The 25,987-nt window shown below is 69.0% G+C and carries 24 protein-coding genes; 14 read left to right on the top strand and 10 right to left on the bottom strand.

Annotated elements, in window-relative coordinates:
* Positions 1–112 precede the first annotated feature (112 nt).
* The 5 genes from R2B38_RS30125 to R2B38_RS30105 all read left to right on the top strand — a co-directional run bounded on the left by R2B38_RS30125 (position 113) and on the right by R2B38_RS30105 (position 8,270).
* On the top strand, positions 113–3,403 hold the full coding sequence (locus R2B38_RS30125) for a nitrate- and nitrite sensing domain-containing protein (protein ID WP_318019038.1): 3,291 nt from the start codon (positions 113–115) through the stop codon (positions 3,401–3,403).
* 10 nt (positions 3,404–3,413) lie between these two features.
* Positions 3,414–3,827 (top strand): roadblock/LC7 domain-containing protein, encoded by a 414-nt coding sequence (locus R2B38_RS30120; protein WP_005479603.1) that lies wholly within the window; start codon positions 3,414–3,416, stop codon positions 3,825–3,827.
* 94 nt (positions 3,828–3,921) lie between these two features.
* Positions 3,922–4,503 carry a DUF742 domain-containing protein gene (locus R2B38_RS30115; protein ID WP_318019037.1) on the top strand — a complete coding sequence of 194 codons (582 nt, stop codon included), beginning with the start codon at positions 3,922–3,924 and terminating at the stop codon, positions 4,501–4,503.
* A complete protein-coding gene (locus R2B38_RS30110) occupies positions 4,484–5,065 on the top strand; it encodes a GTP-binding protein (protein WP_009314218.1) in 582 nt (193 codons plus the stop codon). The genes R2B38_RS30115 and R2B38_RS30110 overlap by 20 nt, the downstream gene beginning before the upstream one ends.
* Positions 5,066–5,135: 70 nt before the next feature.
* The gene (locus tag R2B38_RS30105; protein WP_318019036.1) at positions 5,136–8,270 is read left to right on the top strand and encodes an NACHT domain-containing protein; all 3,135 of its coding nucleotides are present in this window, start codon (positions 5,136–5,138) and stop codon (positions 8,268–8,270) included.
* A gap of 69 nt (positions 8,271–8,339) precedes the next feature.
* Here R2B38_RS30105 and R2B38_RS30100 read toward each other — a convergent pair whose 3' ends face one another.
* Entirely contained in the window at positions 8,340–8,531 is a 192-nt protein-coding gene (locus R2B38_RS30100) for an acyl-CoA carboxylase subunit epsilon (protein ID WP_318019035.1), read from the bottom strand.
* Between the two features lie 57 nt (positions 8,532–8,588).
* Positions 8,589–10,172 carry an acyl-CoA carboxylase subunit beta gene (locus R2B38_RS30095; RefSeq protein WP_318019034.1) on the bottom strand — a complete coding sequence of 528 codons (1,584 nt, stop codon included), beginning with the start codon at positions 10,170–10,172 and terminating at the stop codon, positions 8,589–8,591.
* Positions 10,173–10,593: 421 nt separating this feature from the next.
* Between R2B38_RS30095 and R2B38_RS30090 the strand changes: the two genes are divergently transcribed.
* Positions 10,594–11,202, top strand: a complete 609-nt coding sequence (locus tag R2B38_RS30090; protein WP_318019033.1) for a YceI family protein — start codon at positions 10,594–10,596, stop codon at positions 11,200–11,202.
* Here R2B38_RS30090 and R2B38_RS30085 read toward each other — a convergent pair.
* Positions 11,189–12,274 carry a DNA glycosylase AlkZ-like family protein gene (locus R2B38_RS30085; RefSeq protein ID WP_318019032.1) on the bottom strand — a complete coding sequence of 362 codons (1,086 nt, stop codon included), beginning with the start codon at positions 12,272–12,274 and terminating at the stop codon, positions 11,189–11,191. The two genes, R2B38_RS30090 and R2B38_RS30085, sit on opposite strands and share 14 nt — an antisense overlap.
* Before the next feature lie 135 nt (positions 12,275–12,409).
* Positions 12,410–13,264: a hypothetical protein gene (locus R2B38_RS30080; RefSeq protein WP_318019031.1), complete on the bottom strand. Its 855-nt coding sequence runs from the start codon at positions 13,262–13,264 to the stop codon at positions 12,410–12,412.
* 282 nt (positions 13,265–13,546) lie between these two features.
* Between R2B38_RS30080 and R2B38_RS30075 the strand changes: the two genes are divergently transcribed.
* A complete protein-coding gene (locus tag R2B38_RS30075) occupies positions 13,547–15,613 on the top strand; it encodes a tetratricopeptide repeat protein (RefSeq protein ID WP_411978509.1) in 2,067 nt (688 codons plus the stop codon).
* Here R2B38_RS30075 and R2B38_RS30070 read toward each other — a convergent pair.
* Complete coding sequence (locus tag R2B38_RS30070) at positions 15,604–16,023, bottom strand: ATP-binding protein (protein WP_318019029.1); 420 nt, start codon at positions 16,021–16,023, stop codon at positions 15,604–15,606. The genes R2B38_RS30075 and R2B38_RS30070 overlap by 10 nt on opposite strands.
* A gap of 112 nt (positions 16,024–16,135) precedes the next feature.
* Here R2B38_RS30070 and R2B38_RS30065 point away from each other — a divergent pair, with 112 nt between their 5' ends.
* From R2B38_RS30065 to R2B38_RS30055, 3 genes are read left to right on the top strand one after another with little or no spacing between them, the layout of a single operon-like run.
* Complete coding sequence (locus tag R2B38_RS30065; protein WP_318019028.1) at positions 16,136–16,957, top strand: helix-turn-helix transcriptional regulator; 822 nt, start codon at positions 16,136–16,138, stop codon at positions 16,955–16,957.
* Positions 16,954–17,202: a DUF397 domain-containing protein gene (locus tag R2B38_RS30060; protein WP_318019027.1), complete on the top strand. Its 249-nt coding sequence runs from the start codon at positions 16,954–16,956 to the stop codon at positions 17,200–17,202. Before R2B38_RS30065 ends, R2B38_RS30060 begins: the two co-directional genes overlap by 4 nt.
* Positions 17,203–17,209: 7 nt before the next feature.
* Positions 17,210–17,410, top strand: a complete 201-nt coding sequence (locus R2B38_RS30055) for a DUF397 domain-containing protein (RefSeq protein WP_318019026.1) — start codon at positions 17,210–17,212, stop codon at positions 17,408–17,410.
* On the opposite strand, the gene R2B38_RS30050 is transcribed toward R2B38_RS30055, so the two are convergent.
* Genes R2B38_RS30050 through R2B38_RS30040 form a run of 3 tightly spaced genes read right to left on the bottom strand, consistent with a single transcriptional unit; the run spans position 17,391 to position 20,643 of the window.
* Positions 17,391–18,152, bottom strand: a complete 762-nt coding sequence (locus R2B38_RS30050) for an ABC transporter permease subunit (protein ID WP_318019025.1) — start codon at positions 18,150–18,152, stop codon at positions 17,391–17,393. The two genes, R2B38_RS30055 and R2B38_RS30050, sit on opposite strands and share 20 nt — an antisense overlap.
* Entirely contained in the window at positions 18,149–19,690 is a 1,542-nt protein-coding gene (locus R2B38_RS30045; RefSeq protein WP_318019024.1) for an ABC transporter permease subunit, read from the bottom strand. The genes R2B38_RS30050 and R2B38_RS30045 overlap by 4 nt, the downstream gene beginning before the upstream one ends.
* Entirely contained in the window at positions 19,690–20,643 is a 954-nt protein-coding gene (locus R2B38_RS30040; RefSeq protein ID WP_318019023.1) for an ABC transporter ATP-binding protein, read from the bottom strand. The genes R2B38_RS30045 and R2B38_RS30040 overlap by 1 nt, the downstream gene beginning before the upstream one ends.
* 197 nt (positions 20,644–20,840) lie before the next feature.
* Here R2B38_RS30040 and R2B38_RS30035 point away from each other — a divergent pair, with 197 nt between their 5' ends.
* Both R2B38_RS30035 and R2B38_RS30030 read left to right on the top strand, forming a co-directional pair.
* Positions 20,841–21,944 (top strand): sensor histidine kinase, encoded by a 1,104-nt coding sequence (locus R2B38_RS30035; protein WP_318021831.1) that lies wholly within the window; start codon positions 20,841–20,843, stop codon positions 21,942–21,944.
* On the top strand, positions 21,941–22,600 hold the full coding sequence (locus R2B38_RS30030) for a response regulator (protein WP_033282708.1): 660 nt from the start codon (positions 21,941–21,943) through the stop codon (positions 22,598–22,600). Before R2B38_RS30035 ends, R2B38_RS30030 begins: the two co-directional genes overlap by 4 nt.
* Here R2B38_RS30030 and R2B38_RS30025 read toward each other — a convergent pair.
* A complete protein-coding gene (locus tag R2B38_RS30025) occupies positions 22,564–23,634 on the bottom strand; it encodes an FUSC family protein (protein WP_318019022.1) in 1,071 nt (356 codons plus the stop codon). The two genes, R2B38_RS30030 and R2B38_RS30025, sit on opposite strands and share 37 nt — an antisense overlap.
* Before the next feature lie 61 nt (positions 23,635–23,695).
* Between R2B38_RS30025 and R2B38_RS30020 the strand changes: the two genes are divergently transcribed.
* Both R2B38_RS30020 and R2B38_RS30015 read left to right on the top strand, forming a co-directional pair.
* The gene (locus tag R2B38_RS30020; protein WP_318019021.1) at positions 23,696–24,139 is read left to right on the top strand and encodes a MarR family winged helix-turn-helix transcriptional regulator; all 444 of its coding nucleotides are present in this window, start codon (positions 23,696–23,698) and stop codon (positions 24,137–24,139) included.
* Positions 24,140–24,202: 63 nt separating this feature from the next.
* A complete protein-coding gene (locus R2B38_RS30015) occupies positions 24,203–24,550 on the top strand; it encodes a hypothetical protein (RefSeq protein WP_318019020.1) in 348 nt (115 codons plus the stop codon).
* 15 nt (positions 24,551–24,565) lie between these two features.
* Here R2B38_RS30015 and R2B38_RS30010 read toward each other — a convergent pair whose 3' ends face one another.
* On the bottom strand, positions 24,566–25,921 hold the full coding sequence (locus tag R2B38_RS30010; RefSeq protein WP_318019019.1) for a hypothetical protein: 1,356 nt from the start codon (positions 25,919–25,921) through the stop codon (positions 24,566–24,568).
* Positions 25,922–25,987: the final 66 nt, after the last annotated feature.

Genomic DNA, 25,987 nt, shown 5'->3' with positions numbered 1-25,987 from the left:
AATGCGTGAACTGCCCAATAGTCAACGACGTACTGATAAGCAGAGGTCGTTGACGGGCTTGAGACACTGCGGCACGACGATAGGTGCCGACCGCCGGAAGGTTGTTGGTCGAGTGAGGCGAAGCAAGAACGGTCCCGAGCCGTCGGCCCGGGGCAACTTCACCCCGCCGCCGCGCGGAGCGGCGCCCGCCCCTGTGCCAGGCTCGGAGCCCACGGCGCCACCCGCTCCGAGCGGCGGCCGTTTCTCCCCCCGCAACTGGCGGGTGCCGACCAGGCTGAACGCGATTCTGCTCATACCCGTGGTGGTCGGCCTCGTCATGGGCGGCTTCCAGGTGAAGAGCTCGATCGACACCTGGCAGAACGCGGAGGACGCGGAGAAGACCGCCCGCCTGGTGCAGGCGGCCCTGACCTACAGCAACGCGATCACCAACGAGCGTGACACCACCGCCGCACCGCTGCTGCTGGGCAAGGGCGTCAAGGACCCGACGGTCGTCGCCGCCCGCAAGGCCACGGACGACGCCGCGGACACCTTCGACAAGGCCGCGCAGAACATGCCGGACCAGTCGGGCCTGGAACGCCGGCTCAGCCGCTTCCGCAAGGTCGAACCGCAGCTGACGTCCATCCGGGCCGCCGCGTACACCACCAAGTTCACGGGTGTGCAGACCGAAGAGGCCTACGTCAACCTGGAGCACCCGCTCCTCGAGTTCTCGAACGAACTGGGCCTCGGCACCGGCAACATCACCAGCTACGGCCGCTCCGTCTACGCCATCGCGCTCGCCAAGGGCGCGCTCTCGCTGGAGCGTTCCATCGGCATGCACCTGCTGGTGAAGCCCGGCCCCGGCGAGGGCAGCCTGGCCACGCAGCGCACCGCGATCACCTCGTACGCGTACCTGGAGGGCATCGCCATCCAGGAGTACCAGGCCGGTGGCACCGACGCGGACATCGCGCGGCTGAACACGGCCCTGGCGAAGGTCAAGACCGACGGCGCGGCCATGGTCAAGCAGGCCGCCGCGCAGGCGAAGGCCGCCAACGAGACGTATGTGCCGCCGCCGGCGAACCCGATCGACATGATCACGGGGATGTCGCAGCTGCAGACCACCGACCCCTCGGCGCGCGCCGCGCTCGCCGAGAAGGGCATCACCGCCCAGAACTGGTGGGCGGGCACGACCCTCAAGTACAACGCGTACCGCAAGATCGAAGAGGACAAGGCCGACACCGCGGTGAGCGAGGCGTCCGGCATCGCCGACAACGCCAAGCGCGACGCCATCATCACCGGTGCCGCCGTCGTCGTCGCCCTGCTCCTCGCCTTCATCCTGGCCGGTGCCGTCGCCCGCCAGATGAGCCGCGCGATGCGCCAGCTGCGCAACGCGGCCTTCGGTATCGCCGAGCAGCGCCTGCCGATGCTGGTCGACCAGCTCTCGCGCACCGACCCCGGACGCGTGGACACCCGGATCTCCCCGATCCCGATCACCACGACCGACGAGATCGGCGAAGTCGCCAGAGCCTTCGACCAGGTCCACCGCGAGGCCGTACGACTGGCCGCCGAGCAGGCGCTCCTGCGGGGCAACATCAACGCGATCTTCACCAACCTCTCGCGCCGCAACCAGTCGCTGATCGAGGGCCAGTTGACCCTCATCACCGACCTGGAGAACAACGAGGCCGACCCGGACCAGCTGGAGAACCTCTTCCGCCTGGACCACCTCGCGACCCGTATGCGCCGCAACGGCGAGAACCTCCTGGTCCTCGCCGGCGAGGAGCCCGGCCGCCGCTGGGACCAGCCGGTCCCGCTGGTCGACGTGCTGCGCGCCGCCTCCTCCGAGGTGGAGCAGTACGAGCGCATCGAGCTGTCGGGCGTCCCGGAGGCCGAGATCCACGGCCGCGCCGTGACCGACCTCGTGCACCTGCTCGCCGAGCTGCTGGAGAACGCGACGACGTTCTCCTCCCCGCAGACGAAGGTCCGCGTGACGGCCACCCGGCTCCCCGACGGCCGGGTCATGATCGAGATCCACGACAAGGGCATCGGCCTCACCGCCGAGGACTTCGCGGACATCAACCACAAGCTGGCCAACCCGCCGACCGTGGACGTCGCGATCTCCCAGCGGATGGGCCTGTTCGTGGTCGGCCGCCTGTCCGACCGGCACGGCATCCGCGTCCAGCTCCGCCCCTCGGGCGAGCAGGCCGGCACGACCTCGCTGGTCATGCTGCCGGACGCGATCACGCACGGTGGTGGTGGTGAGTCGCAGCTCCAGCGCGACGAGTTCACCGTCTCGCAGATCATGCCGGAGCAGCCCCAGCAGCCGCAGTACCAGGGCGAGGACTTCAACCAGGCCCCGCTGCGCACGGCCGCCGAGCTCGGCTTCGACGACACCCGCTACTCCGAGGTACCGGACGACATCCGCGAGCTGGACCCGGTGGGCCGCTCGCTGATGCGCGAGGAGCGCCGCGCGGCCCTGGAGTCCCAGAAGCCGGGCCAGGAGCTCGAAGCGGGCGAGTACGCGGAGTTCAACGAGTTCGACGCCCCGCAGCAGCAGCCGTACGGCAACGGCCAGCAGGCCTACCAGGACCAGCCGACCGGCTTCACCGGCCAGCCGGCGTACGAGGAGCAGCAGCAGACGTCGTACGACGAGCCGCGCCAGCCCTCGTACGACGAGCAGTACTTCCCGCCGAACGGCACGGCACCGGGGACCGACGCCTTCCCCGACTCCTTCCCGGCGAACGGCGGTTACCCGGAGCCGGGTTATGCCGAGCCGGCGCAGGAGGAGCACCCGTCGCAGCACCCCACGGGGTCGGAGACGTATCCGAGCTTCGAAGAGCCGTCCTACCAGGACGACTGGCCGCAGCAGGACGGTTACCGCAACGGGTACCCGGACCAGTACGCTCCGGAAGCGGAGTCCACGCAGGCCGCTGACGTGAGTGAGCGGGACCACGTAGGCTTCGAGCGTCCGGGACCGGCTCCCTCCGCCGTCCACGCGCTGACCGACGCCGGACTGCCGCGCCGCGGTTCGTCCGGGAACGGCACGAACGGCTCGCAGCCCGCGCCGTCGGCCTCGGCGCCGGAGAGCAAGGTCGACGTCTTCGGCACCGCGAACGGCAACGGCAGCACCGGCGCCGTGGACTGGCAGTCGGCGAACGACGCGCGCTGGCAGCAGGCGTCGGCGCTGAAGAAGCCGAAGGCGGGCGGGGTCACCTCCTCCGGCCTGCCGCGGCGGGTACCCAAGGCCAACCTGGTCGAGGGCACCGCCGAGAGCACCCCGCAGGGCGGCCCCCAGGTCTCCCGCGCTCCCGAGGACATCCGGGGCAGGCTGAGCAACCTGCGCCGCGGGGTCCAGCGGGGACGCAGCGAAGGCAGTGAAACGAACGGTCAGGGTTTCGGCTCTGACAGCACCTACAACCAGGAGCGTTAGTGTGAGCCCGATGAGCCAGGCGGCGCAGAACCTGAACTGGTTGATCACCAACTTCGTGGACAACACCCCGGGGGTGTCCCACACCGTGGTGGTCTCCGCCGACGGACTCCTTCTGGCGATGTCCGAAGGGTTCCCGCGCGACCGTGCCGACCAGCTGGCGGCCGTAGCGTCGGGTCTTACCTCACTGACCGCCGGTGCCTCGCGCATCTTCGAGGGCGGCAGCGTGAATCAGACGGTTGTGGAGATGGAGCGGGGATTCCTCTTCATCATGTCCGTATCCGACGGTTCCTCGCTCGCGGTTCTCGCGCACCCCGAGGCGGACATCGGCCTCATTGGGTACGAGATGGCCCTTCTGGTGGACCGTGCCGGTACGGTCCTGACCCCGGACCTTCGAGCAGAGCTCCAGGGGAGCCTTCTCAACTAACAGACGGACGGTGCGTTTTGGCGTCCTGAGGCCATAAGGTTTCGGGACGCGGCTCCACATTGATGGGTGCCCGGCACAGTCGGAGGAGGAGAAAGTGGCAACACCCCCAGGCGGTTCGTCTTCGGGCAACTGGTCGTACGGCCCCGGCCAGGGGCAGGGCGACGGTTCCCAGAACCGGTACAACTTCCCCTCCTCGCCGTCCCCGCGCCGCCCGCAGTACCCCCAGGGCCCGCAGGGCCCCGGTCCGTCGCCGTACGACCAGCCGCCGGCGCCGCGCATCCAGCCCGTGCAGCCGCATCGACGCTCACCCGAGTCGGCACCCGCCGGGTCGTCGAGCAACCCCTTGGTGCGTCCGTACGCCATGACCGGCGGCCGGACCCGCCCCCGCTACCAGCTCGCCATCGAGGCGCTGGTGCACACCACCGCGCAGCCGCACCAGATGCAGGGCCAGTTGCCCGAGCATCAGCGGATCTGCAACCTCTGCCGGGAGATCAAGTCGGTGGCCGAGATCTCGGCCCTCCTGACGATCCCTCTCGGTGTGGCCAGGATCCTCGTCGCCGACTTGGCGGAGGCGGGCCTGGTCGCCATCCATCAACCCGGCGGCGACGAGAACGCCGGCGGCCAGCCAGATGTGACACTGCTCGAAAGGGTGCTCAGTGGACTTCGCAAGCTCTAGCGGAGGGCCTTCCCGCTCCACCACCTCGGCGAAGATCGTGGTGGCGGGTGGCTTCGGCGTGGGCAAGACCACGTTCGTCGGGGCCGTCTCGGAGATCAACCCGCTGCGTACCGAGGCTGTGATGACGTCCGCGTCCGCGGGCATCGACGACCTCACCCACACCGGAGACAAGACGACCACGACGGTCGCGATGGACTTCGGCCGTATCACCCTGGACCAGGACCTGATCCTGTACCTCTTCGGTACGCCGGGCCAGGACCGCTTCTGGTTCATGTGGGACGACCTGGTGCGCGGCGCGATCGGCGCGATCGTGCTCGTGGACACCCGCCGTCTCGCCGACTGCTTCCCCGCGGTCGACTACTTCGAGAACAGCGGCCTGCCCTTCGTCATCGCCCTCAACGGCTTCGACGGCCAGCAGCCGTACAACCCGGACGAGGTCCGCGAGGCCCTGCAGATCGGCCCGGACACCCCGATCATCACGACGGACGCCCGCCACCGCGCGGACGCCAAGTCGGCTCTGATCACGCTGGTCGAGCACGCGCTGATGGCCCGCCTCCGGTAGTACGCGGCATCACCACGCCAAGGGGCCAACTCCGGCTGGAGTAGGCCCCTTTGTCGTACCCCCTGCCACAATGAACGCTCTTCGGTTCGGCAAGGGGGACGGGATGAGCGCGGAGGCGGCTGCACTACGCCTGGGGACGACCGTGGTGAAGGCGGCGGCGCAGACATGGCTGGGAGGCAAGCGGCAGGAGCAGGAGCGCCGGCTCCCGATGGACGATCTCGTACGGCGGCGGCTGCCGGGCCTGCGCCAACAGCGCAGCGTCCAGCGCCAGTTCGAGGAGATGGCCGACACGGTGGCCGCACGGATCGAGCCGTTCCTGGCGCAGGAGTTCCGCGGCCTGGACGAGAGCGGCCGGGAGGCGGCGCTCAACGGGGTGTGCGACACGTTCGAGCGCGCCGACCTGTCCGACGAGGCGATCCTGGCGGCGGATGCCCAACCGGCCGAACTGATCCGCCACATCACGGCATCGGTGAGCGCACCGATAGGCCTGAACGAACCCGAAACACGCCTCTACGACATCCTCTTCAGCGAGTGCTGCGAGTACTACGTCAGCATCGTGCGCACCCTCCCGGTCTTCGAGGAGCGCACCCTGGCCGAACTCCTGGCCCGCACCAGCTCGTTGAGCGACCGGGTCGCCCGCGTCCTCGAACGCCTCCCGGACCGCTCCCTGTTCGCCCCCGACGGCACGGATCAGGACCACCAGTTCCGCCGCTGGTACATGGAGCTGGTCAGCAACACCCTCGACGAGGTCGAGCTGTTCCGCCGCACGTCCGACCGCGCCGCCGCGCAGGTACGGCTGTCGGTGGCCTACGTCAGCCTGCGCGCCACGGGTGACGACGGCACCCGCCGCCGCGCCACCGTCCGCGCGCTGCCGCTCAGGCCGGATCTGAGCGGCTGGGAGGAGTCCGGGACGGAGAGTTCCGGGATGCGGGTGGAGTCGGCGCTGGGGGGCGCCTCACGGGTGCTGCTGCGGGGCGAGGCGGGCTCTGGCAAGACCACGCTGCTGCGCTGGCTGGCGATCACGGCGGCGAGGGGTGCGTTCACGGCTGAACTGGCCGACTGGAACGGTCTGACGCCGGTCTTCGTGAAGCTCCGTGAGTACAGCGGCCGTTCGCTGCCCAAGAAGCCGGAGGAGCTGCTGGACGGTGTCGCCGGGAACATCACCGGGATCATGCCCAGGGGGTGGGTGGAGCGCCAACTGCGGGACAACAAGGTCCTGTTGCTGGTGGATGGGGTGGACGAGTTGCTGGGCTCGGAGCGCCGGTCGGTCCGTGACTGGCTGCGCAAGCTGCTCGGGGCGTACGGCGGCATACGGGTGGTGGTGACCTCGCGTCCTACCGCCGCCGGGGCGGACTGGCTGCGCCGGGAGGACTTCACCGCGCTGCACCTGGACAGGATGACGCCGCCGGACCTGGCCGCGTTCGTACGGCAGTGGCACGAGGCGGTACGGGAACTGGGGGACGAACTTCCCTGCGGGGTCGAGGAGTTGCCGCGCTATGAGCAGTCCCTGCTGAACAGTCTCAAGGACCGCGCGCATCTTCAGTCTCTGGCGGGGACGCCGTTGCTGGCGGCGATGCTGTGTGCGATGCATCTGAACCGGGGTAGCCAACTCCCCCGGGATCGCATGGAGTTGTACCGGAACGCGCTCCATACCCTGGTCCACGATCGCGATGCCGATCGGAACGTGCCGAGTGCGGCGGACAGCAAGCTGAGCCTCGGCGACAAGTTGGTCGTGCTGCGGGATCTGGCCTGGCGGCTGTCGGACAACAACCGTAGCGAGATCGCCCTGGACCAGGCGGCTGTCCATGTCGCGGCCAAGCTTTCGGCGATGCGGCACCTGGAGGTCCAGCAGGGCGGCCACGGGGTCCTGGAACAGCTACGGGACCGCTCGGGCATCCTCCGCTCCCCCGTGGAAGGGCGCCTCGACTTCGTCCACCGGACCTTTCAGGAGTACCTGGCCGCTGAGGAGGCCACGGAGGAGGACCGGATCGGGAATCTGGTCGGGCGGGCCCACCTGGATCTGTGGCGCGAGACGATCATCATGGCTGCGGGGCATGCCAACTCCCGTCAGCGGCAGGAGTTGTTGGACGGGATCCTGGATCGGGCGGAGGCGGAGCCTCGGTATGCGCGGGGGTTGCGGTTGCTTGCGGCTTCTTGTCAGGAGACGTTGCCGACGATTCCGGATGGACTGGCGGGGCGGCTGGATGGGGCTATGTCTGCGCTGCTTCCGGCTCGTCGGCGTACGGACGCACCGGCTCTTGCTGCCGTAGGGACGAGCTTGCTGCGGCGATTGCCGCGTTCACTGGACGAGCTGACGGAGAAGTCCGCGAGGCAGACGGTGCGGACCGTGGCGATGATCGGCGGGGAGGAGGCGCTGGCGTTGATGGTTAGGTACGCGGAGGACCGGCGCCACGATGTCGTCCACGAAATAGTCGAAGCCTGGGCGTACTTCGACGCGGATGCCTACGGCGAGGAGGTACTGGCCGGGCTGCCGTTGGAGGGGCACCTCGTGAGTCTCACGCACTCCCAACAGTGGCGAGCGGCGACTCGATTGAAGTCCATCACGGCGCTGTCGGTCCAGTACCCGCTCACGACGCTCACTGCCATGGATCAGCTCCCACCCATGAAGGATCTGTCGGTCGACGACCTGCGTGGTCCCGGAGACCTCTCAGTACTAACGGCTCACCCACAGCTGCGAGGGTTCACGGTTTTGGGGCAGGGCAGGCTGCACGGGCTCGAATCCGTGGAGAATTTGAGGCACCTTTTGTCCCTAGGGCTCGGCCATGGGGGCACGGCCAGCCTCGACAGTCTGCGTCTTGGGCCAATGACGTCCTGGTTGAGCCTCTACGAGCTGAGCGGGACCAGCGAACTGACCGCTTTGAGTAATTTCCCCAATGTCAGAGACCTCTTCCTGGCGACCCCGAACGGGTATACGCCACGTGGCCTGAGTAGGGTCTCCGCCATGCCTGGGCTCCATGACCTCAGCCTCATCGACATGCACTTGACAGAGTGGCTGACAGCACGTGAACCCCTTCCGGCCGAACTGGAGACGCTCGCGCTGTATAGCTGCGTCGTGCCTGGGGACTCAGGTATCTACCGCGACCTCAGTTCCCTCAACTCGCTGCGCATCGTGTCCTGCCAGTCTCCCGAGGGCGATCCCATCACCGCCCTCGACCTCCCGGTCAAGGACCTCACCATCCGCTGACCCACGAACGCCAACGGCCCCACCCTCCCGCAGGAGAGTGAGGCCGTCGTAAGCGCGCTGAAGCGCTGCTCAGTGCCAACTATGCGGAGCCCGGAATCCACCCTCGCGCTCCAGCCGACGCCACCCGGCCTTAGGCAACGGACGGTGAGCCGGGGTCTCCGCAGGCGCGGCGGCCGCGCGAGCCAGCAGGATCGCCGTGATCGCGGCGACTTCCTCGGGCTCGGCGTGGCCCTTCTCGACACGAATGTCAGGCGTGGTCATAGGTCTCAGTCTCCGTGAGAGAGGTTTCCGCACGGGTAGCGCGGAGGGTCCGCTGGGTTACTGCGGGGGGTTGCCGTGCTTGCGCGAGGGCAGGTCCGCGTGCTTGGTGTGCAGCATCGCGAGGGAGCGGATGAGTACTTCGCGGGTCTCGGCCGGGTCGATGACGTCATCCACCAGACCGCGTTCAGCCGCGTAATACGGGTGCATCAGCTCGGACTTGTACTCCTTGACCATGCGCGTGCGCATCGCCTCGGGGTCCTCGGCGTCGGCGATCTGGCGGCGGAAGATGACGTTGGCGGCACCTTCGGCGCCCATCACGGCGATCTCGTTGGTGGGCCAGGCGTAGGTGAGGTCGGCGCCGATGGACTGGCTGTCCATGACGATGTAGGCACCTCCGTACGCCTTGCGCAGGATGAGCGAAATCCTCGGCACGGTGGCGTTGCAGTACGCGTAGAGCAGCTTCGCTCCGTGCCGGATGATTCCGCCGTGCTCCTGGTCGACGCCGGGAAGGAATCCCGGAACGTCCAGGAACGTAACGATCGGAATGTTAAAAGCGTCACACATCTGGACAAAGCGCGCAGCTTTTTCGCTGGCCTCGATGTCCAGGACGCCCGCGAGGGTCTGCGGCTGGTTGGCGACGATGCCGACGACCTGACCGTCGAGGCGGGCCAGCGCACAGATGATGTTGCGGGCCCAGCGCTCGTGGACTTCGAGGTAGTCGCCGTCGTCGACGATCTCCTCGATGACCTTGGTCATGTCGTACGGCCGGTTGCCGTCGGCCGGAACCAGGTCCAGCAGGATCTCCGAGCGGCGCTCGGCCTCGTCGCCCGACTCGGCGCGGGGCGGGTTCTCGCGGTTGTTCTGCGGGAGCATCGACAGGAGGTAGCGCACCTCGGCGAGGCAGGTCTCCTCGTCGTCGTACGCGAAGTGACAGACGCCGGAGGTCTCCGCGTGGACGTCGGCGCCGCCGAGCCCGTTCTGCGAGATCTCCTCACCGGTGACCGCCTTGACGACGTCCGGGCCGGTGATGAACATCTGCGAGGTCTCGCGGACCATGAAGACGAAGTCCGTGAGGGCGGGCGAGTAGGCCGCGCCACCCGCGCACGGGCCGAGCATGACGCTGATCTGCGGGATGACCCCGGAGGCCTTGGTGTTGCGCTGGAAGATGCCGCCATAGCCGGCGAGGGCGCTGACGCCCTCCTGGATACGGGCACCGGCGCCGTCGTTGAGCGACACCAGCGGAGCGCCCGCCGCGATGGCCATGTCCATGATCTTGTGGATCTTCGTGGCGTGGGCCTCGCCCAGCGCGCCGCCGAAGATGCGGAAGTCGTGCGCGTAGACGAAGACCGTGCGGCCCTCGACCGTGCCCCAGCCGGTGATGACACCGTCGGTGTACGGCTTCTTGGCCTCCAGGCCGAAGCCGACGGCGCGGTGCCGGCGCAACTGCTCGACCTCACGGAAGGACCCGGGGTCGAGGAGCAGGTCGATACGCTCCCGGCCGGTCAGCTTCCCCTTGGCGTGCTGCGCCTCGGTCGCCTTCTCGCTCGGGCCGGCCAGTGCCCGCGCACGGATTTCGTGCAGCTCGGCCACTCGCCCGCGTGCGTCCGTCGGCTCACCCGGCGCCTCATCCAAAACGGTCATGTACTGACCCTACGAAGGGGACCAAGGAAAGGGCGCCGTCGACTCTGCACAGTCTCCGGACCGTTTTCCTGGTGCCACTGAACAGAACCTCACCGGCATGCAGCCGTTCCGACTGCTCACGGGGCATGGTGGTTGTAGGGGTTACACAAACCCGACAGCTGAGAGCCACCTCACATTCACGTGCGGCGGATGCCATCGCTGGAGTGATTCGCGGAGTGGTTCTCGCGTTGCCGGGACCGCCGGAGGAGCGTACTCGTAGTAGTTGACGTAACACCCTGCGGATGATGTTGAAAATTGAATGGAATAGGTCTACGGTCCTTCGTGTTGGCATCGTTGAACGTTCAACAGATTCATCCCCGCACCATCCCGCATCGCCTCCGCACCATCCCCGCACACTCCCCGTCCCCTTTAGGAGCACGTCATGGGCATCTTCGGCCGCAAGAGCGACGAGACCGACACCACCTCGGCACCCGCCGCCGTCAACCCCGACCTGGCCGCGCTGACCGGCGACTACACGATCGACCCGGCGCACACCACGCTCGGCTTCACCGCTCGCCACGCGATGGTCACCAACGTCAAGGGCAAGTTCCTCGACTTCACCGGCACGCTGCACCTGGACGGCACCGACCCGGCCAAGTCCACCGCGTCCCTCGACGTCAAGATGGACAGCATCGACACCGGCTCGCCGGACCGTGACGGTCACCTCAAGAGCGCGGACTTCTTCAAGACGGACGAGTTCCCGACGATGACCTTCCGCTCCACCTCGGCCGAGTCCCTCGGTGGCGACGACTACCGCGTCACCGGTGACCTGGAGATCCTCGGCACCACCAAGCCGATCACCATCGACCTGGAGTTCAACGGCGCGGCCAAGGACCCGTTCGGCAACGAGCGCGTCGGCTTCGAGGGCAAGGCCGAGATCCTGCGCTCCGAGTTCGGCCTCACCTGGAACGCGGCGCTGGAGACCGGTGGCGTCCTCGTCTCCGAGAAGATCAAGCTGAACTTCGACATCTCGGCGATCAAGAGCGCCTGAGGCCCGAGCGTCTGAGGCCCAGCCACACCGCCAGATCCTCGATCTCGGCGTCCACGGCATCGGCGATGCTCCTGCTGAACTCCACGTCCTGATGGACGGCGTTCACCAGGAGCACGCCGGCCTTGCGGTCGGCGGTGGCGTCGAGCTTTCCGACGAGCTGATCGCCGTAGAGAATCGGCAGTGCGAAGTAACCCCAGCGGCGCTTCTCGGCCGGCTTGTACATCTCCAACTGGTAGTCGTAGCCGAAGAGTTCGGCGGTGCGCTTCCGGTCGTGAATCAGGCGGTCGAAGGGCGAGAGCAGTGCGGCCCGCCCGCTGAACGGCCGCTCCAGGTACGCCGGATCGACCCGCCACTCCCCCTTCACCCCTTCTACGACGGCCGGTTCGCCGGCCTCGCCGACGACGGCGGGTTCGACCGGGAGGGCGGTGCCGGTGGCGCGGGCGATACCGAGGGCGCGCAGCCGCCGTTCGTTCCGTCGGCGGCGCGCTTCATCGACCGGCACGGCGGGCTCGTCCGGGTAGACGCGTGCGGCCAGGTCCCACAGCCGCTCCCGACCCGCGCGCCCCGCGATCGCGACTTCCCCTCTGAGCACCATCAGCTCAAGCAGCTGACTGACGTTCCGGTTGTGCGTCCACCCCGACGACTTCCACGGCACCGCGCATGTGTCGGGCAACTCCCGTGAGGTGAGCGGCCCTTGACCGCCGAGCCGCTCCAGAATGTCCCGCCTGCACACCTCGTTGGCGGCGACCCACTCGCGGTAGTGCTTCGACTCCCTTTCCCATACGGCCATGTCGGCGCGGTACAGCGCCAGGTCCTCGCTCGGGCGGATCATCGCGCGCAGTTCGAGGAGCGTGCGGTCCTTGAGCGCGGTGGCCAGCTCGTCCGGTGCGTACGACGAGCCGAGGCGGCTCCAGGCGACCAGGTCGGCGTTGGGGGCGATCGCGGCGATCGGATCGATCTGGAGCAGGGTCAACTGGCGTACGACGGCGTGGAGTTCCGTGGGGCGGGGGGCGTCGAGGAGTTGGGCCTGGACGGCGATGCGGCGGGCTTGGGGGCGGGTCAGTTCATGCATGGGGGCTCCCACTGGGCGGGGTGGTTCGGCGAGGGATGCGACGAAGCTCGTACACGCGGCCATGCGGAGCGGCGATCCGCGTGCGGGCAAGGGCAGTTGAGGTGTGTCCAGGGCCGTCCCCATCGCGTTGGTCCGTCACCGCTCCGTCTCGCCCTCCAGGTTCTTCAGGACCCCGCTGGTGTGGAGCCCGCCGAGGGCGACGCCTCCAGTGAGGGGGCGTGTCCGGCGCTCCCACCACTGAGGGTCGGTGGCCCGTTCGTACTCCTTGCGCAGGCCGGCCGGGATCAGGCGCAGGTGCGGGTCGGGCAGGGGTTTGCCGTTGGCCGCGGCCCACGCGGAGATCTCCTCGAAGTCGGGGGCCGGTGAACCCATGATCGCGTACACCGGGAGGGGGTCTTCGGCGAGTGCGGAGCGGGGCAGGGAGAGGCCGAAGCGGTCCTCGAAGACGGCCAGGCCGAGGCGCTTGCGGGCGTAGTAGTCGTCGATGCCGATGCCGATGCCTGTAGCGCGGTAGGTCTCTCCGTCCGGGTGCAGGATCCCGGCGGCGACGAGGTCGGGCAGGAGCAGGCCGGGGTCATGTCCGTAGCGGTTTCCCTCCTCGCAGAGCCCGAATCCGCAGACGGTGCGGCCGTCGCGTGCGTACAGGACGATCGTGGGCGGGTGCTCCGAGTTGTAGTGGTAGTGGACGGCTTCCACGCCGTCCCGCGAGACCTCCGCCAGCCGGTCGAGGTAGGGGCCGTACGTGATGGCGAACGCCCAGCCGGCGTCCTCGCCGACGCGGATCACGGCGCTGCCCGGCCCGCGGTCGGGGTAGGCGTCGATGTCGAGATCGGTTATCTCGGCGTCGGTCATCGGTTCCGCCCTGGCGCCGAGGGATGCGCCCAGGCGGAGGGCCAGTTCCTCGACGCCGATACCGCGGGCGAAGTACACGTCCAGCATCCACCCGGAGCTCGACGTAGCACCCACCAGCCACTGAATGCCGTCCCCCACGTGTCGCCCCTTTCCGCAACGAACAGACGCCCTGCCTGTGCCTCTCGACCCTAGGACGCCCCACTGACATCGCGGGCACTATGGGTACGGCAGCGGGTGGTGCTGCGTGGGGACGAGCGGTGGGCGGGGCGAGTGGGCGACGGGGATTACTTCGACTTTCGGGGCGGTACGTTCCACGGGCCCGTGACGGGGAAGTCGGAGTCCCCGCGTGCGGCACCCTCTCCTACGGCACTGTCGGCACTGCCTGCCGCGCCGGCTGTCTTCACTGGTCGTGAGGACGAGGTGGCCGAGTTGTTGGGTGCCCTCGATCCCGGGGTCGGCGGGGGTTCCGAGTCTGTTGTCATCTCCGCTGTCTCGGGGTTGGGTGGTGTCGGAAAGACCGCGCTGGCGTTGTGTGTTGCGCATGCGGCGCGGGGGCGGGGGTGGTTTTCCGGGGGTGCGCTCTTCGTCGATCTGCGGGGGTACGACGACGTTCCGGTGACTGCGGATCAGGCGGTGCTGGCGTTGTTGCGGGCGTTGGGGGTGGGGGATGCGGATCTGCCGCCTACGGCTGATGAGCAATACGCGCGGTATCGAGGTGAGTTGAGTTCGCGCGAGCCGGTGTTGATCCTTCTGGACAACGCGTCCGACCCGGCCCAGATCGCTCCCCTGTTGCCGGGAGAAGGCGCGGGGCATCGGGTTCTGGTGACGTCGCGGGAGGTCCAGGACTCGCTTCCGGTGCGGCAGTTCAGGGTTGACGGGCTTTCGCCGGACGCGTCGCGGGAGCTGGTGGATCGGTCGCTACGGCGGTTCGACCCCGATGATCGTCGGGTTGCGGATGAGCCTGATGCCGTACGTCAACTCGCCGAGCTGTGTGGGCACTTGCCGCTTGCCCTGCTGATCGTCTCGGCGTTGCTACGGCGGCGTCGGCAGCGGCCGGTTTCCACGCTGGTGGGTGAGTTGCGGGCGGCCGAGGATCGGGTGCGGGCGTTGCGGGCGAAGGGGGTTGATCAGTACGGCAAGGAACTGAGTCTGCGGCCCGTGTTCGACGTGATGTATGCGCGGATGGAGCCTGAACTCGCGCGGGTTTTCCGGCTGTTGGGGCAGGCGCCGGGGGACAGTATAGGGATCGAAACCGCGATCGTCCTGACCTCGCTGGAACCGGAGTGCCTGGAACCGCTCCTCGACGAACTGACCGCTGTCTCGCTCCTCACCCCGCTCTCGACTGGTAAGCGCTGGATGATGCATGACCTCACACGGGTATACGTCCGACTCGTCGCCGCCGAAGCTCCTGAGGCGCATGAGGAAGTGATCCAGGCCCGGACTAGGTTGGTGGAGTTCTACAGCCTAATATTCAAATCCGCCAACGCTCGCGTAAAAAAGATCCCTGAAGAGACACCCCAGGATTACTTCAACACACACGAATTCTCCCGGAAATGGCTCGCCTCCGAGCGTGCGGGACTGCTGGAGGTTGCCCACCGGACGGGCCGGCGGCCCGGCTCTCTATTAATCGCCCTGAGCCTGGACAGCTACCTCATCCTTCGCCGCGTCTTCGACGACGGGGCCACCGTGACGAAGGCCGCGTACGAAGCTTCTCTTTGGGTCCACGACTCTTGGTCCGAGGCCCACGCGTCCAGTGTTCACGGCGGAGCCCTGTTCCATCTGCGGCGTTTCGAGGAGGCAGAGACCGCCCAGCGCCGAGCCCTACGATTGGCCGAGGACTCCGGCGACGCCGAGGGACAAGCCAGGGCGTGGGACCACATCGGACTCACGCTGCAGCAACTCCGACGGTATGTCGACGCGATCGATGCCCACACCCACAGTGCGCGGATCGCCGCCGAGATCGGCCTGGTCCGGCAGGCTTCCAGGGCACGCCTGAATCTCGGCACTGCCCTGGGTGAGGCGGGTCGCATGGAAGAGGCACACGACGTCTTCGAAGAAGCCCTGGCCGTCCACGTGGAACTCGGCGACAAGCGTGGCGAGATAGGGGCCCGTCACGGCCTTGGCGTCACCCTTCTCAGGCTGAGCCGTCATGAGGAAGCCGTCACCGCCTTCATGCGCGTTCTGAGGCTGTGCGTCAAATCCGGCGACTGGCACGGTCTGGCCGACGTCCGGAACAACCTGGGGGTGACCTGGAGCAAGTTGGGGTTGCACAAAAAGGCGCTCGACGCCCACATCCGGGCATTGAGCTTGTACCGCTTTCTCCGCGACAGTCACGGAGAGGCCCTGACCCGGGCCAACATAAACACCGTGCTTCTCCAGCTCGACCTCCCCGAGGAGGCACGATCAGCCATTCGCCAAGCGCTGGAACTGTACCGGGAGTTCGGCGACGAGATCTGCATCGCCAAACCCTCGAACGCTCACCCATAACCCACCCCGAACTCGCACCACACCACCTTCCCCGGCGCCCGTTCCCCCACCCCCCACTTATCGGCGAGCACGGAGACCAGCAGCAGGCCGCGGCCGTCCTCCGCGTGGAGGTCCCGGTACGGGGTCCTGACCTTGCGGAGTTCGCCGGTGCCGCTGTCGTGGATCTCGACGCGGAGGACTCCGTCGAGGTGGATGCAGAGGCGGAGGGCGAGACCCCGGCCCGGTGGTACGCCGTGGAGGATCGCGTTCGTCGCCAACTCGCTTACGCAGAGCAGGACATCGTCGGTGCGGTCGGTGATCTCCCAGTCGGCGAGGGTGTTCCGGGTGAACGTGCGGGCCAGTGCGACTGATCTGCGGTCGCGTCGGTAGAACGCCTCGCGGGTGTGGCCTTGTTGGAGTTGTTCGTTCATGGGGCCACTGTCACAGGCAGTCACTATCGTGGGGCAGTGAGTGAGGTCGTATTTGTTTTCTCTACGACCTCACTACGACGACTTCGGGTGTGCGCGGGGGAAAGGGACACGCATGCAATCGGCGAAGAGGCCCAAGAAGGTCGGTACTTGGCAGGCGGTCGGCGGGCTGGTCGCCCACTTCCGGAGGCAGGCCGGGCTCACACAGGAGCAGTTCGCGGAGATGGCGAACCTGCACGTTGACACCATCAGGTCCATCGAGCAAGGGCGGCTTGCGCTGCAGGACCATCGGGCCATCGAGTTCGATGAACTGCTGCACACGGGTGGGGCGTTGTTCGCCCTGGTCGACAAGTTGCCGGTGCAGGCGCGGATGCCGGCGTTCGCGCAGGGGCTCGTCGACAATGAGCAGGAGGCCGTCGCCATCCTGTCGTACCAGACGCAGGTCGTGCCTGGTCTGCTCCAGACCGAGGCGTACGCCCGCTGCGTCTTCGAGGCCCGACATCCGGCGGTCGCGGACGAGACGGCCGACGAATGGGTGTCCAACCGTCTGAAACGACAGGAGATCTGGACGCGGGAGCGGCCCCCGGTGGGGCACTTCATCATCGAGGAGAGCGTCCTGCGGCGGAACGTCGGCGGGCCGGAAGTTATGCGGGACCAGATCCGCAAACTGATCGAGGCCAACGAACCGGCCCACATGAGCGTCCAGATCATGCCGATGGACCGGATGCCCCACGCCTCCCTCGGCGGTCCCTTGGTGTTGCTGGAGACCCCGGACCACGACCGCCTCGCCTACCTGGAAGTTCAGCGCGCCAGCTTCCTCGTCGAGGACCCGGAAGAGGTGAGTAACTATCACCTGAAATATGGAATGCTGCGGTCACAGGCGCTCTCTCCCTCCGAGAGCATGCGCCTCCTGGAGCGACTGCTAGGAGAGCAATGAACACCGCAGCACGGCAGCAGTTGGCGTGGTTCAAGTCCAGCTACAGCAGCAGCGAGGGCGGGGACTGCATCGAAGTCGCCTACGCCTGGCGGAAGTCCACTTACAGCGGCAGCGAGGGCGGGGACTGCGTCGAAGTTGCCGCCCACCCCGCCGCGATCCACATCCGTGACTCCAAGGTCCCCGCCGGCGGCATCCTCACCGTCTCACCCGGCACTTGGACGGAATTCCTCGGTCGCGTCTGCTAGGAGAGCTATGAACACCGCAGCACGGCAGCAGTTGGCGTGGTTCAAGTCCAGCTACAGCAGCAGCGAGGGCGGCAACTGCATCGAAGTCGCCTCCCACCCCACCGCGATCCACATCCGGGACTCCAAGATCCCGGCCGGTGCCAACCTCACTGTCTCTCCCGGGACTTGGACAGAGTTCCTGGACGGGGTCACGCGTCCCGCAGTCTGAACGCCGCTCCCCCGACCACCAACACCCCCACCCCGTACGCCGCCAGCACCCCCAACCCCGGCCACGGACCGATCGCCAATCTCCCCAGGTTCGTTGTCGCCTGGATGGACAGGCCCGCCGGCATGGGGGCCCAGCGTTGCAAACGGTGTTGCCAGGTTGGGGAGTTGATGACGTGGGACAGGACCGGGACGACGTAGAGGATGCCCAGGCCCAGGGTGATCGCGCCGGCCGTGTCGCGGAGCAGGGTCGCCAGGGACAGGCCCAGGAGCGTCACCAGCACCAGGACGAGGATCGAACCGCCCGCCGCGCGGAACATCGCGCCGTCCACCGGCGGCGGGGCCGGAAGGATCAGGCGGGACAGGGCCAGGGCAGACAGGACCGCCAGCACCCCCGCAGCCGACGTCAGCAGCGACAAAGCCAGCGCCTTTGATACCAGTACCCGCCACCGTCCCGGCATCGCCGTGAGCGTCGTGCGGATCGTGCCCGTGCTGTACTCCGCGCCGATCGAGAGCACGCCCAGTACCAGGCACAGGGACTGGCTCAACTGGATGCCGGTGAGGCTCAGTTTGACCGTGTCCTCGTGGCAGGCCGTCGGTGTCGGGCACACCTGGGTCGTGAGGGACGAGGCCGCTGCCGCGCCGACCGCCGCCGTCAGGGCGACCGTTGCTGTCAGGAGCCACCAAGTGCTCGGCAGCGTACGGAGTTTGGTCCACTCGGCGTGGAACGAACCCAGCCACCTCACGCGTCTCGCCTCCTCAGCGTCCAGGCCGCCAGGAGCAGGGCCGCTGCCGTGTAGGCCACCAGGACCGCCAGGCCGTGGTACGGGGTGAGGGGGTAACAGCCGCTCTCCGGAAGGCAGTTGTGTCGGACCTGCGGGTAGTACGTGACGCCCTGCTGGATCGCGAAGGCCGCCGCCGGTGTCACCCGCAGGAGCCATTGCGCGGCGGGGAGCGGGAAGGCGAAGGACAGGATCTGCGGGAGGATCACCAGGACCACCACCGTTGCGATCGTGCCCGCGCTGCTGCGCAGCACCACTCCCAGCGCGAGGGCCAGGACCGCCACCAGGGAGAGGAGTACCGCGCTGCCCACCACCGCTCTCAGGGCCGGGTTCTGGAAGAGGGAGATGTCCGGGAACTCGGGGGGCTTGAAGCCGTTGGAGCGCAGTGTCTTCTGGGCCAGGGTGAAGCCGATCGCCGTTGCCAGCAGGCCTGTTGTGAAGGTGACGGACCCGATCACCGTCGCCTTCGCCGCCAGCACCTTCAGCCGCGACGGCGCCGCCGTGAACGTCGTACGGATCAGGCCCCGTTTGTATTCGGTCGTCACGAAGAGCGTGCCCAGGGCGGCCATGAACAGGAGGCCCATGAAGACTCCCTGGAAGCTCATCTGGACCATGTCGGGGCTGTTCTCCTCGGGAGCGATGTCTCCGTGGCCGGTGAGTGTGTACGTGCCGGTCGCGGACACCTCCGTCGTGCCCGGTCCGCCGTTCCGCGGGGCGGGGTCGTTGGGACCGGGGGCACCGATGTCCGCGGCCGCCCAGCGCGTGGCGGTCGAGCTGCCCTGGAGGGTGAGGTGGTCGAAGGTACCGGCGGCCTCGCCGCCGCCCTGCACCTCGCTCGTGCCGCCGAAGGAGCGGTGGACGACCTGGTGGGCGGGGGCCGTCACGAACAGGCCCACCTGGACCGTCCTCCCCATCCCCCCAACCCGTACCTCCCCGAGACGGGTCCAATTCTGACCGTCTACCGACGCATAGCCGGTTAGTTTCTCCCCCAGCCTTTTCAGGCGGAGCCACTGCGGGGTCTTCGCCAGGTCGCTGCCCGGGCCCGCCGTGTCGTGGGTGAAGTTCCACTGCATGCGGACGCCGTGGGCGGGGGTCGCCATCACCGCCGCGTACGGCGAACCCTGCTTCAGGCTCGACTTGACGATGATCCCGGCCTTCGCCCAGGGCTCCAGGTCCTTGCCGTCGGCGGCCTTCAGTCCGGTGACCCTAGCCGTGACGGTGCCGTCACCGGCCAGGGGGCGGTAGGTGAAGCGGAAGGCGTCGTTGACGACCTCGCCGCCCGGGCCGATGGTGATCATGGGGCCGCCGCCGACGCTGGAACCGCTCGCGCCCAACTGACAGACCACGACCGTGACCACGGCGGCGATCGCCAGCACCAGCAACCAGGCCCTGACCGTCCAGAACTTCGCCCACTCCGCCCGCAGCAGCCGCCCGAAACCGGTGCGGGCCGGGTGCAGCGCCGAGCGGTACGGAGGAACCGTCCTCGTCGGTGTCGTCGTCATCACCGGGTCACCTCGTCCGCTTCCTCGGCGGGCGTGGACGTGAACTCGACCGCGTCCCTGGTGAGTTCCATGTAGGCCTCCTCCAACGTCGCCCGGTGCGCGCCCACTTCGGCGAAGGGGACCTTGGACGCGGCAAGCAGTTCCACGATCCGTTCGGCGGGCAAGCCCGTGACGGTCAGAGTGTCGCGGTCGTTGACGGCCACCGTCCCGCCCTCCCGGGCCAGCAGTTCCATCGCCTCCGTACGACTGCTCGTGCGCAGCCGTACCCGGTCGCCGGAGGCCGCCGCGAGGAGGTCGGCCACGGCCGTGTCGGCGATCAGCCGCCCCCGGCCGATGACGACCAAGTGGTCGGCGGTGTCTTCGAGTTCGCTCATCAGGTGGCTGGAGACGAGGATCGCCCGGCCTTCGGCGGCGAGGTGCCGGAGGAGGCCGCGGATCCACTGGATCCCTTCTGGATCAAGGCCGTTGACGGGTTCGTCGAGGAGCAGCACCGGAGGGTCCCCGAGCAACGCGACGGCCATGCCCAGGCGTTGGCGCATACCGAGGGAGTAACCATTCGCTCTCCTCCGGGACGCCTCCTCCATGCCGACCTGTTCGAGCACCTCGTCCACGCGCCGCATCGACAGCCCGTGGGAGTGGGCCAGCCAGCGGAGGTGGTCGCGCCCCCGGCGGCTGGGGTGCAGGGCGGCGGCATCGAGGAGGGCACCGACCTCCAACAAGGGGGTGCGCAGGGCGTGATAGGGACGGCCGCCGATCAGCGCCTGTCCCCCGTCGAGGGCGTCCAGCCCCAGAAGGGCCCGCATGGTGGTGGACTTCCCCGCCCCGTTGGGACCGACGAACCCGGTCACCGTGCCGGGCTCGACCGTGAACGACAGCCCGTCGACCGCGAGCGTCCGTCCGAACCGCTTGCGCAGGTCCCGGACTTCGATGGTTGCGTCGGTTGCGTGACTCATGTTGAGGGAGGCTAGGGGCGACGAACCCCGCCCGTCGTCACGCAAGGGGGGTCCCTCACGAGAGGGACGCCCTCGGGGAGCGGGGTCGGCACAATGACGGAGTGGGTGACAGGAACGGGGGCGTACAGGTGGTGATGTCCCGGTGGCGGACCACCGAAGCGGCCACCCGTGCCGTGGTCGTGGGGGTCGCCCTCGCGATGCTCTCGCTCTCCGAAGTCCTCGTCCGCAGCGCCGACTTGGCCGGCGGCTTTGCCGCCCTGCTGCTGCTCGCCCTCGCCTCCACCCTCCCTCTCGCCTTCGTCCTCGGCACCGGGCGCCTCGCGCGGAGCTGCGCGGCCCTCGCGCTCAGCCTCGCCTGCGTGCTCTCCCTCGTGCCCTTCGGAGGGCTCACCGTCGGCGGGGTCGTGGCCCAACTGGTGTGCGTGTACGTGCTGGGCCGCGCCGGAGCCACCCGCCTCGGCGGACTGCTCGTCCTCCCCTACGTCGTGATCGCCCTCGGCAGTCACGAGGAACTGACCCGGATCGTCGCCGTCCTCGTCGCCACCCTCGCCTCCGCCGCCGCGGCCACCGGCATCGCCCACCACGTCCGCAGCACGGCCCAGGCCCACAGCGCGACCGAACAGGCCTTCGCGGACACCCTCCTCGAACACGCCGCCCGGGGTGAACGGGCGCGTATCGCACGGGAGTTGCACGACGTCGTCGCGCATCACATCTCGATGATCGCCGTCCAGGCCGAGACCGCCCGCCTCACCACCCCTGGCCTCCCGACCGAGGGCGCCACCCGCCTCCTCGCCATCGGCGACACCGCGCGCACCGCCCTCACCGAGATGCGGCGGCTGCTGGGCGTGCTGCGGGAGGACGCCGACACGGGCATCCAACGCCGCCCCCAGCCCGGCCTCGCCCAACTCATGGACCTGGTCGACGAGTCACGCGACGCGGCCGGTTCCCGCACCCGCCTCATCGTCAGCGGCCCCATCACCCCACTTGACCCCGGCATCGAGGTCACCGCGTACCGGATCGTCCAGGAGGCCCTCACCAACGCCCGCAGGCACGCGCCGGGCGCGGCGGTGGACGTAGAACTCCGTTACGGGGACCAGGACTTGGCGCTGCGGGTGCGCGACAACGGGCCGGGGTCCACCGCCGACCTCCCAGCCCTCTCCGGTCACGGTCTGCTCGGCATGCGTGAGCGGGCCGCGACGGTCGGCGGCACCCTGCGCACCGGGCCCGCGCCCGGAGGCGGATTCGTCGTCGAGGCGCGACTGCCCGTCAAGCCGGAGGATGAGGCGGTGGCGCTGCCATGAGCATCCGGATCGTCGTCGCCGACGACCACGAGATCGTCCGGTTCGGATACGCCGGAATCCTCGCGACCCAGGCCGACTTCACGGTCGTCGGCACGGCCCGCGACGGCGCGGAGGCGGTACGCGTCTGCCGCGAGGAATCGCCCGACGTGGTGCTGATGGACGTACGCATGCCGGTCATGGACGGCATCGAGGCCACCGCGCGACTCCAGAACGGCCCTGCCACACCAAGGGTGTTGGTGCTGACGACCTTCGACCTCGACGAGCATGTCTACGACGCGCTCGCGGCCGGTGCCAGCGGGTTCCTGCTGAAGGACGTGACCGCGGAACGGCTCTTCGAGGCGGTACGGGTGGTCGCCGCGGGTGAGGCGTTGCTCGCGCCCGGGATCACGCGGCGGCTGATCGCCGAGTTCGCGCGGATGCGGCCGAAGGCGCCCGCGCAGGGGAAGTTGGACGTCCTCACCCCACGCGAGACCGACGTCCTGCGGCTGCTCGCGGAGGGGCTGTCCAACCCCGAGCTCGCCGAACGGCTGCACGTGGGCGAGGAGACCGTGAAGACACACGTCAGCCGGATCCTGTCGAAGCTGGGGCTGCGCGACCGTACACAGGCCGTGGTGATGGCCTACGAGACGGGACTTGTCGTGCCGAGAACTGGCTGACGGCGGCGGACGCGCGGCACCGGCAGCAGCCACCACGCCGACGCCACCGACAACACCGCCCCGACCGCGATCCCTTCGAGCCGCGTGGGCAACAGGCTCAGGGCGTCCTGGCCGAAGTAGCCGAGGAGGAGGGAGAGCGCGCAGGTCATTCCGGCGGCCCAGTAGGCGTAGTTGAGGGGGCGCAGCCACAACGCCACGGCGAGGACGGCGAACATCAGCGCCACAGCCGTGTGGCCGGTGACGCCGACCAGCGCGACTCCAGCAGCCAGCAGCGTGCCGACCGTGGCTCCGGCGAGGCGTTCAAGTCCCTTGCGGAGTACGTCCGTTCGGCCGCGGTTGCCGCTCGCGGCGACGTACGCGGTGAGGACGACCCATGGCCAGTGGTCGTCGAAGAACAGCCGCCCCAGGATGAACGCGGCGGCGATCCCGGCCGCCATCTGGAGGGCCATACGGGTGCTGGGGCGGGGGTGGAGGCGGGAGCGGCGCGGGGGTTGTTCGGGGGCGGATTCCTCGCGCCACTGCCGGGGCCCGAACCGGTCGCCCAGCCCCTGCACCAGCCAGACCCCGGCACACGCCAGCGCCCCGACCAACGCCGACCAGCCCCAAGTCACCAGCCCGCTCTGCGCCTTGGACGGCAGTGCGGGGCCGGGTACGACGAGGAGGGCCACGAGAGGAAGCGCCAGCAGGGTGCCGGCCTTCGTGGCGACGGGGCCGTAGCGGCGGATCCAGATCGCCAGCGCCATGCCCGCCGTGTAGACGGTGGCACCGAGCACGTAGTGGGCGGCGAGGAGTCGGCCGACGAAGATCGAGGCGCCGGCCGTGACGGGCAGCAGGACGAGGGCGGTGAGGCGGCGGCGGGTGTCGGCGGTGCGTTGGCTGGAGGACAGGGTGAGGGTCAGGGCGACCGCGAGGACCAGCACGTCGGTGTGGAGCCCTTCGGCGCCCTCCAGCCAGAGGGCCATGCCCCAGCTGAGCAGCACGGCGGTCATCGTCAGGGCCGCTTCGTACGCGTTGCGTATTAGTTTGGCGGTCACATCAGGAGGATAGCGGGGTGCATGGGCTGTAGATAGTAAGTATCCGCGTACGATATCCGGCATGGATCATCTCTCCGAGGCCGCCCGCATCCGTCGTGGCGTCGTACGGCTGAACCGGCGGCTGCGGCAGGAACGCAGCAACGAGGCCGGACTCACCCCGAACCAGCTGATCGTCCTCGGACACCTGCACCGGCACGGGTCGGCGACCCCCGGCGAGGTCGCTGCGACCGAGCGGCAGAGGCCGCAGTCCCTCACCCGCGTCTTCGCCGAGCTGGAGGCGGAAGGGTTGATCGCGCGTGCGCCGGACCCGGTGGATCGGCGCCAGTCCGTCCTCACGCTCACGGCGAAGGGACACCGGTCGCTGAACCAGGACATGGCAGAGCGGGATGTGTGGCTGGCGGAGGCGTTGGCTTCGTTGAGTGCGACGGAGCGCGGGGTGCTGGAGCTGGCATCGGCCTTGATGGAGCGGCTGGCGGACGCGGCCGGGGAGGCGGGAAAGGCCTGAGGGGCAGAGCTCAGCCGGAGGGGGGATGATCGGCTTGTGCCCGTGCCCATTGACCCCCGTCCCTTGAACGCCTCCGAGCGAGCCGTACTGGAGCACATCCTCTCGGCGGACTTCCCTGGTGCCGCCGAGTTGTACGGCCAGCTGGACCGGACGGAGGTCGTGGCCCTCTGGGCGGCCGGGTCCGTGAGCGTCGACCTGCGGGTCACGGAGCCGATGCAACGTGCCGCCATGGCAACGGAGTTGGTGCCCGTCGACGCCCTCGTCCACGACCGGTCCGGCGACTACGTCGGCGAGCTGCTGGTGTGGACCGACGAGGGCGCCACCTTGGCGGGCTTGGAGTACGCCTGGGTCACCGACGAGATGCCGAGTGCGCTGCCGTCCGTCGAACAGCTGCGGGTGACTGCGCGCTGACCGTCGCGGCCGGGTTCAGAAGCCCCCGCCGAAATCCCCTCCGCCGCCGTCGCCGCCCCCGAAGTCCCCTCCCCCGCCGTCGCCGAAGCCGCCGCCGAAGTCGTTCGGGTCGAAGTTCGCGCCGGAGACGTCGCCGCCGTCGTAGCCGCCGGTGCCGAAGTCGCCGTAGCCCGTGCCGTAGTCGGAGGCGTAGGACGGGGTGGACATCATGCTGCCGAGGACCGTGCCGAGCAGGAGGCCGGGGAGGATGCCGCCGCCGAAGTAGCCGCCGGCCCAGGGGCCGTAGGCCGGGCCGGCGTCCCAGTACGGGCGGCGGCCTTGGTCCGTGTCGACCTCGCGGATCATCGGGTCGCGGCCGTCGGCGAGGCGGGCCTGGTCGGCCGCGCAGACCGGGACCTCGCGGGGTGCGCCGCCGGGCGGGGTCCAGGTGGCGTCGGCGACGGACGGGCCGTGGCGCGGGTCGAAGAAGCAAGGGGCCCGGCGTTCGGGCAGCGGGCGGCCCTCTCGGCGGGCGGCGAGCTGGGCCAGGGAAAAACGGCCGTCCTCCAGGGCCTGGGTGACCGAACGGACGTCCTCCGGTTTCGTGGCCGCCGCCATGTACGACTTCGCCTGCTCGTAGGCGTCGAGGGCGCGTTCGTAGTCCGCGCGCATCGCGTCGTCGGCGCCGGGTTCGGCCGGGTGGAATTCGAGGCGGTCCAGTTCCTCGCCGAAGGCCGTGATGTCCTCGTCGACGACCACCCGCAGCCTGTCGAGCGCCGCGCGCTGTTCCTCCTCGCGGCGGCGACGGCTCCGGCGCACGAGGGTGTACGCCCCCGCGCCGCCCGCCACCAGCACCCCGCCCGCGACGATCAGCGCCGTACCGGAGACTCCCCCGCCGCCGTCCGACGAGCCGCCCCAGGACGCGGGCGCCGAACCGCCCATGCTCGCGAGCGCGCGGTCGGTGAAGTCGGTGAGCTGGGTCTTCGCGTCCTCGCCCTGGACGCTGCTGACCAGGTTCTGCACGGCGGTGTTCGACAGGACGGAGGAGTCGGCCCGGGCGGCGAACTGGTTCCCGACGCGGACCGCGTAGAGGCCGGTGATGCCGGTCGCGGTACGGAGGGTCGTGAAGCTCGTCTTCGGGAAGTCGGCGGGGAGGACCACGACGAACACGGGTTTGTCGGCGTCCTTGATCCGCTTGGCCAGCGCGTCGGCGTCCGCCGCCGACAGCTGACCGCTCGCCGCCGGGTCGACGTAGACCGGGCTCTTGCGCAACGCCTGGGCGATCGTCGAGACGCCGGTGTCCGCGGCGGCCGGGGACCCCATGGTCAGGGCCGCGAGCAGCAGGGCCAGCAGCAGCCCGGAGAGGCTTCGGATCCGTACGACGGCCTTCATGATTCGACGCTACCGGAAGCCGGTCTCTTTGGTCGGCCCACCCGCGTCCGCCCACCTGCGTCCGCC

The sequence above is a fragment of the Streptomyces sp. N50 genome (assembly GCF_033335955.1).
Lineage (GTDB): Bacteria > Actinomycetota > Actinomycetes > Streptomycetales > Streptomycetaceae > Streptomyces.
This window is presented reverse-complemented; position numbering and strand designations above follow the sequence as displayed.

Bases quoted from the DNA above. Each gene is read 5' to 3' on its own strand.
- R2B38_RS30120 (WP_005479603.1), top strand. From the start codon at position 3,414: ATGAGCCAGGCGGCGCAGAACCTGAACTGGTTGATCACCAACTTCGTG.
- R2B38_RS30105 (WP_318019036.1), top strand. From the start codon at position 5,136: ATGAACGCTCTTCGGTTCGGCAAGGGGGACGGGATGAGCGCGGAGGCG.
- R2B38_RS30100 (WP_318019035.1), bottom strand. From the start codon at position 8,531: ATGACCACGCCTGACATTCGTGTCGAGAAGGGCCACGCCGAGCCCGAG.
- R2B38_RS30095 (WP_318019034.1), bottom strand. From the start codon at position 10,172: ATGACCGTTTTGGATGAGGCGCCGGGTGAGCCGACGGACGCACGCGGG.
- R2B38_RS30090 (WP_318019033.1), top strand. From the start codon at position 10,594: ATGGGCATCTTCGGCCGCAAGAGCGACGAGACCGACACCACCTCGGCA.
- R2B38_RS30085 (WP_318019032.1), bottom strand. From the start codon at position 12,274: ATGCATGAACTGACCCGCCCCCAAGCCCGCCGCATCGCCGTCCAGGCC.
- R2B38_RS30070 (WP_318019029.1), bottom strand. From the start codon at position 16,023: ATGAACGAACAACTCCAACAAGGCCACACCCGCGAGGCGTTCTACCGA.
- R2B38_RS30065 (WP_318019028.1), top strand. From the start codon at position 16,136: ATGCAATCGGCGAAGAGGCCCAAGAAGGTCGGTACTTGGCAGGCGGTC.
- R2B38_RS30060 (WP_318019027.1), top strand. From the start codon at position 16,954: ATGAACACCGCAGCACGGCAGCAGTTGGCGTGGTTCAAGTCCAGCTAC.
- R2B38_RS30055 (WP_318019026.1), top strand. From the start codon at position 17,210: ATGAACACCGCAGCACGGCAGCAGTTGGCGTGGTTCAAGTCCAGCTAC.
- R2B38_RS30045 (WP_318019024.1), bottom strand. From the start codon at position 19,690: ATGACGACGACACCGACGAGGACGGTTCCTCCGTACCGCTCGGCGCTG.
- R2B38_RS30040 (WP_318019023.1), bottom strand. From the start codon at position 20,643: ATGAGTCACGCAACCGACGCAACCATCGAAGTCCGGGACCTGCGCAAG.
- R2B38_RS30035 (WP_318021831.1), top strand. From the start codon at position 20,841: ATGCTCTCGCTCTCCGAAGTCCTCGTCCGCAGCGCCGACTTGGCCGGC.
- R2B38_RS30030 (WP_033282708.1), top strand. From the start codon at position 21,941: ATGAGCATCCGGATCGTCGTCGCCGACGACCACGAGATCGTCCGGTTC.
- R2B38_RS30020 (WP_318019021.1), top strand. From the start codon at position 23,696: ATGGATCATCTCTCCGAGGCCGCCCGCATCCGTCGTGGCGTCGTACGG.
- R2B38_RS30010 (WP_318019019.1), bottom strand. From the start codon at position 25,921: ATGAAGGCCGTCGTACGGATCCGAAGCCTCTCCGGGCTGCTGCTGGCC.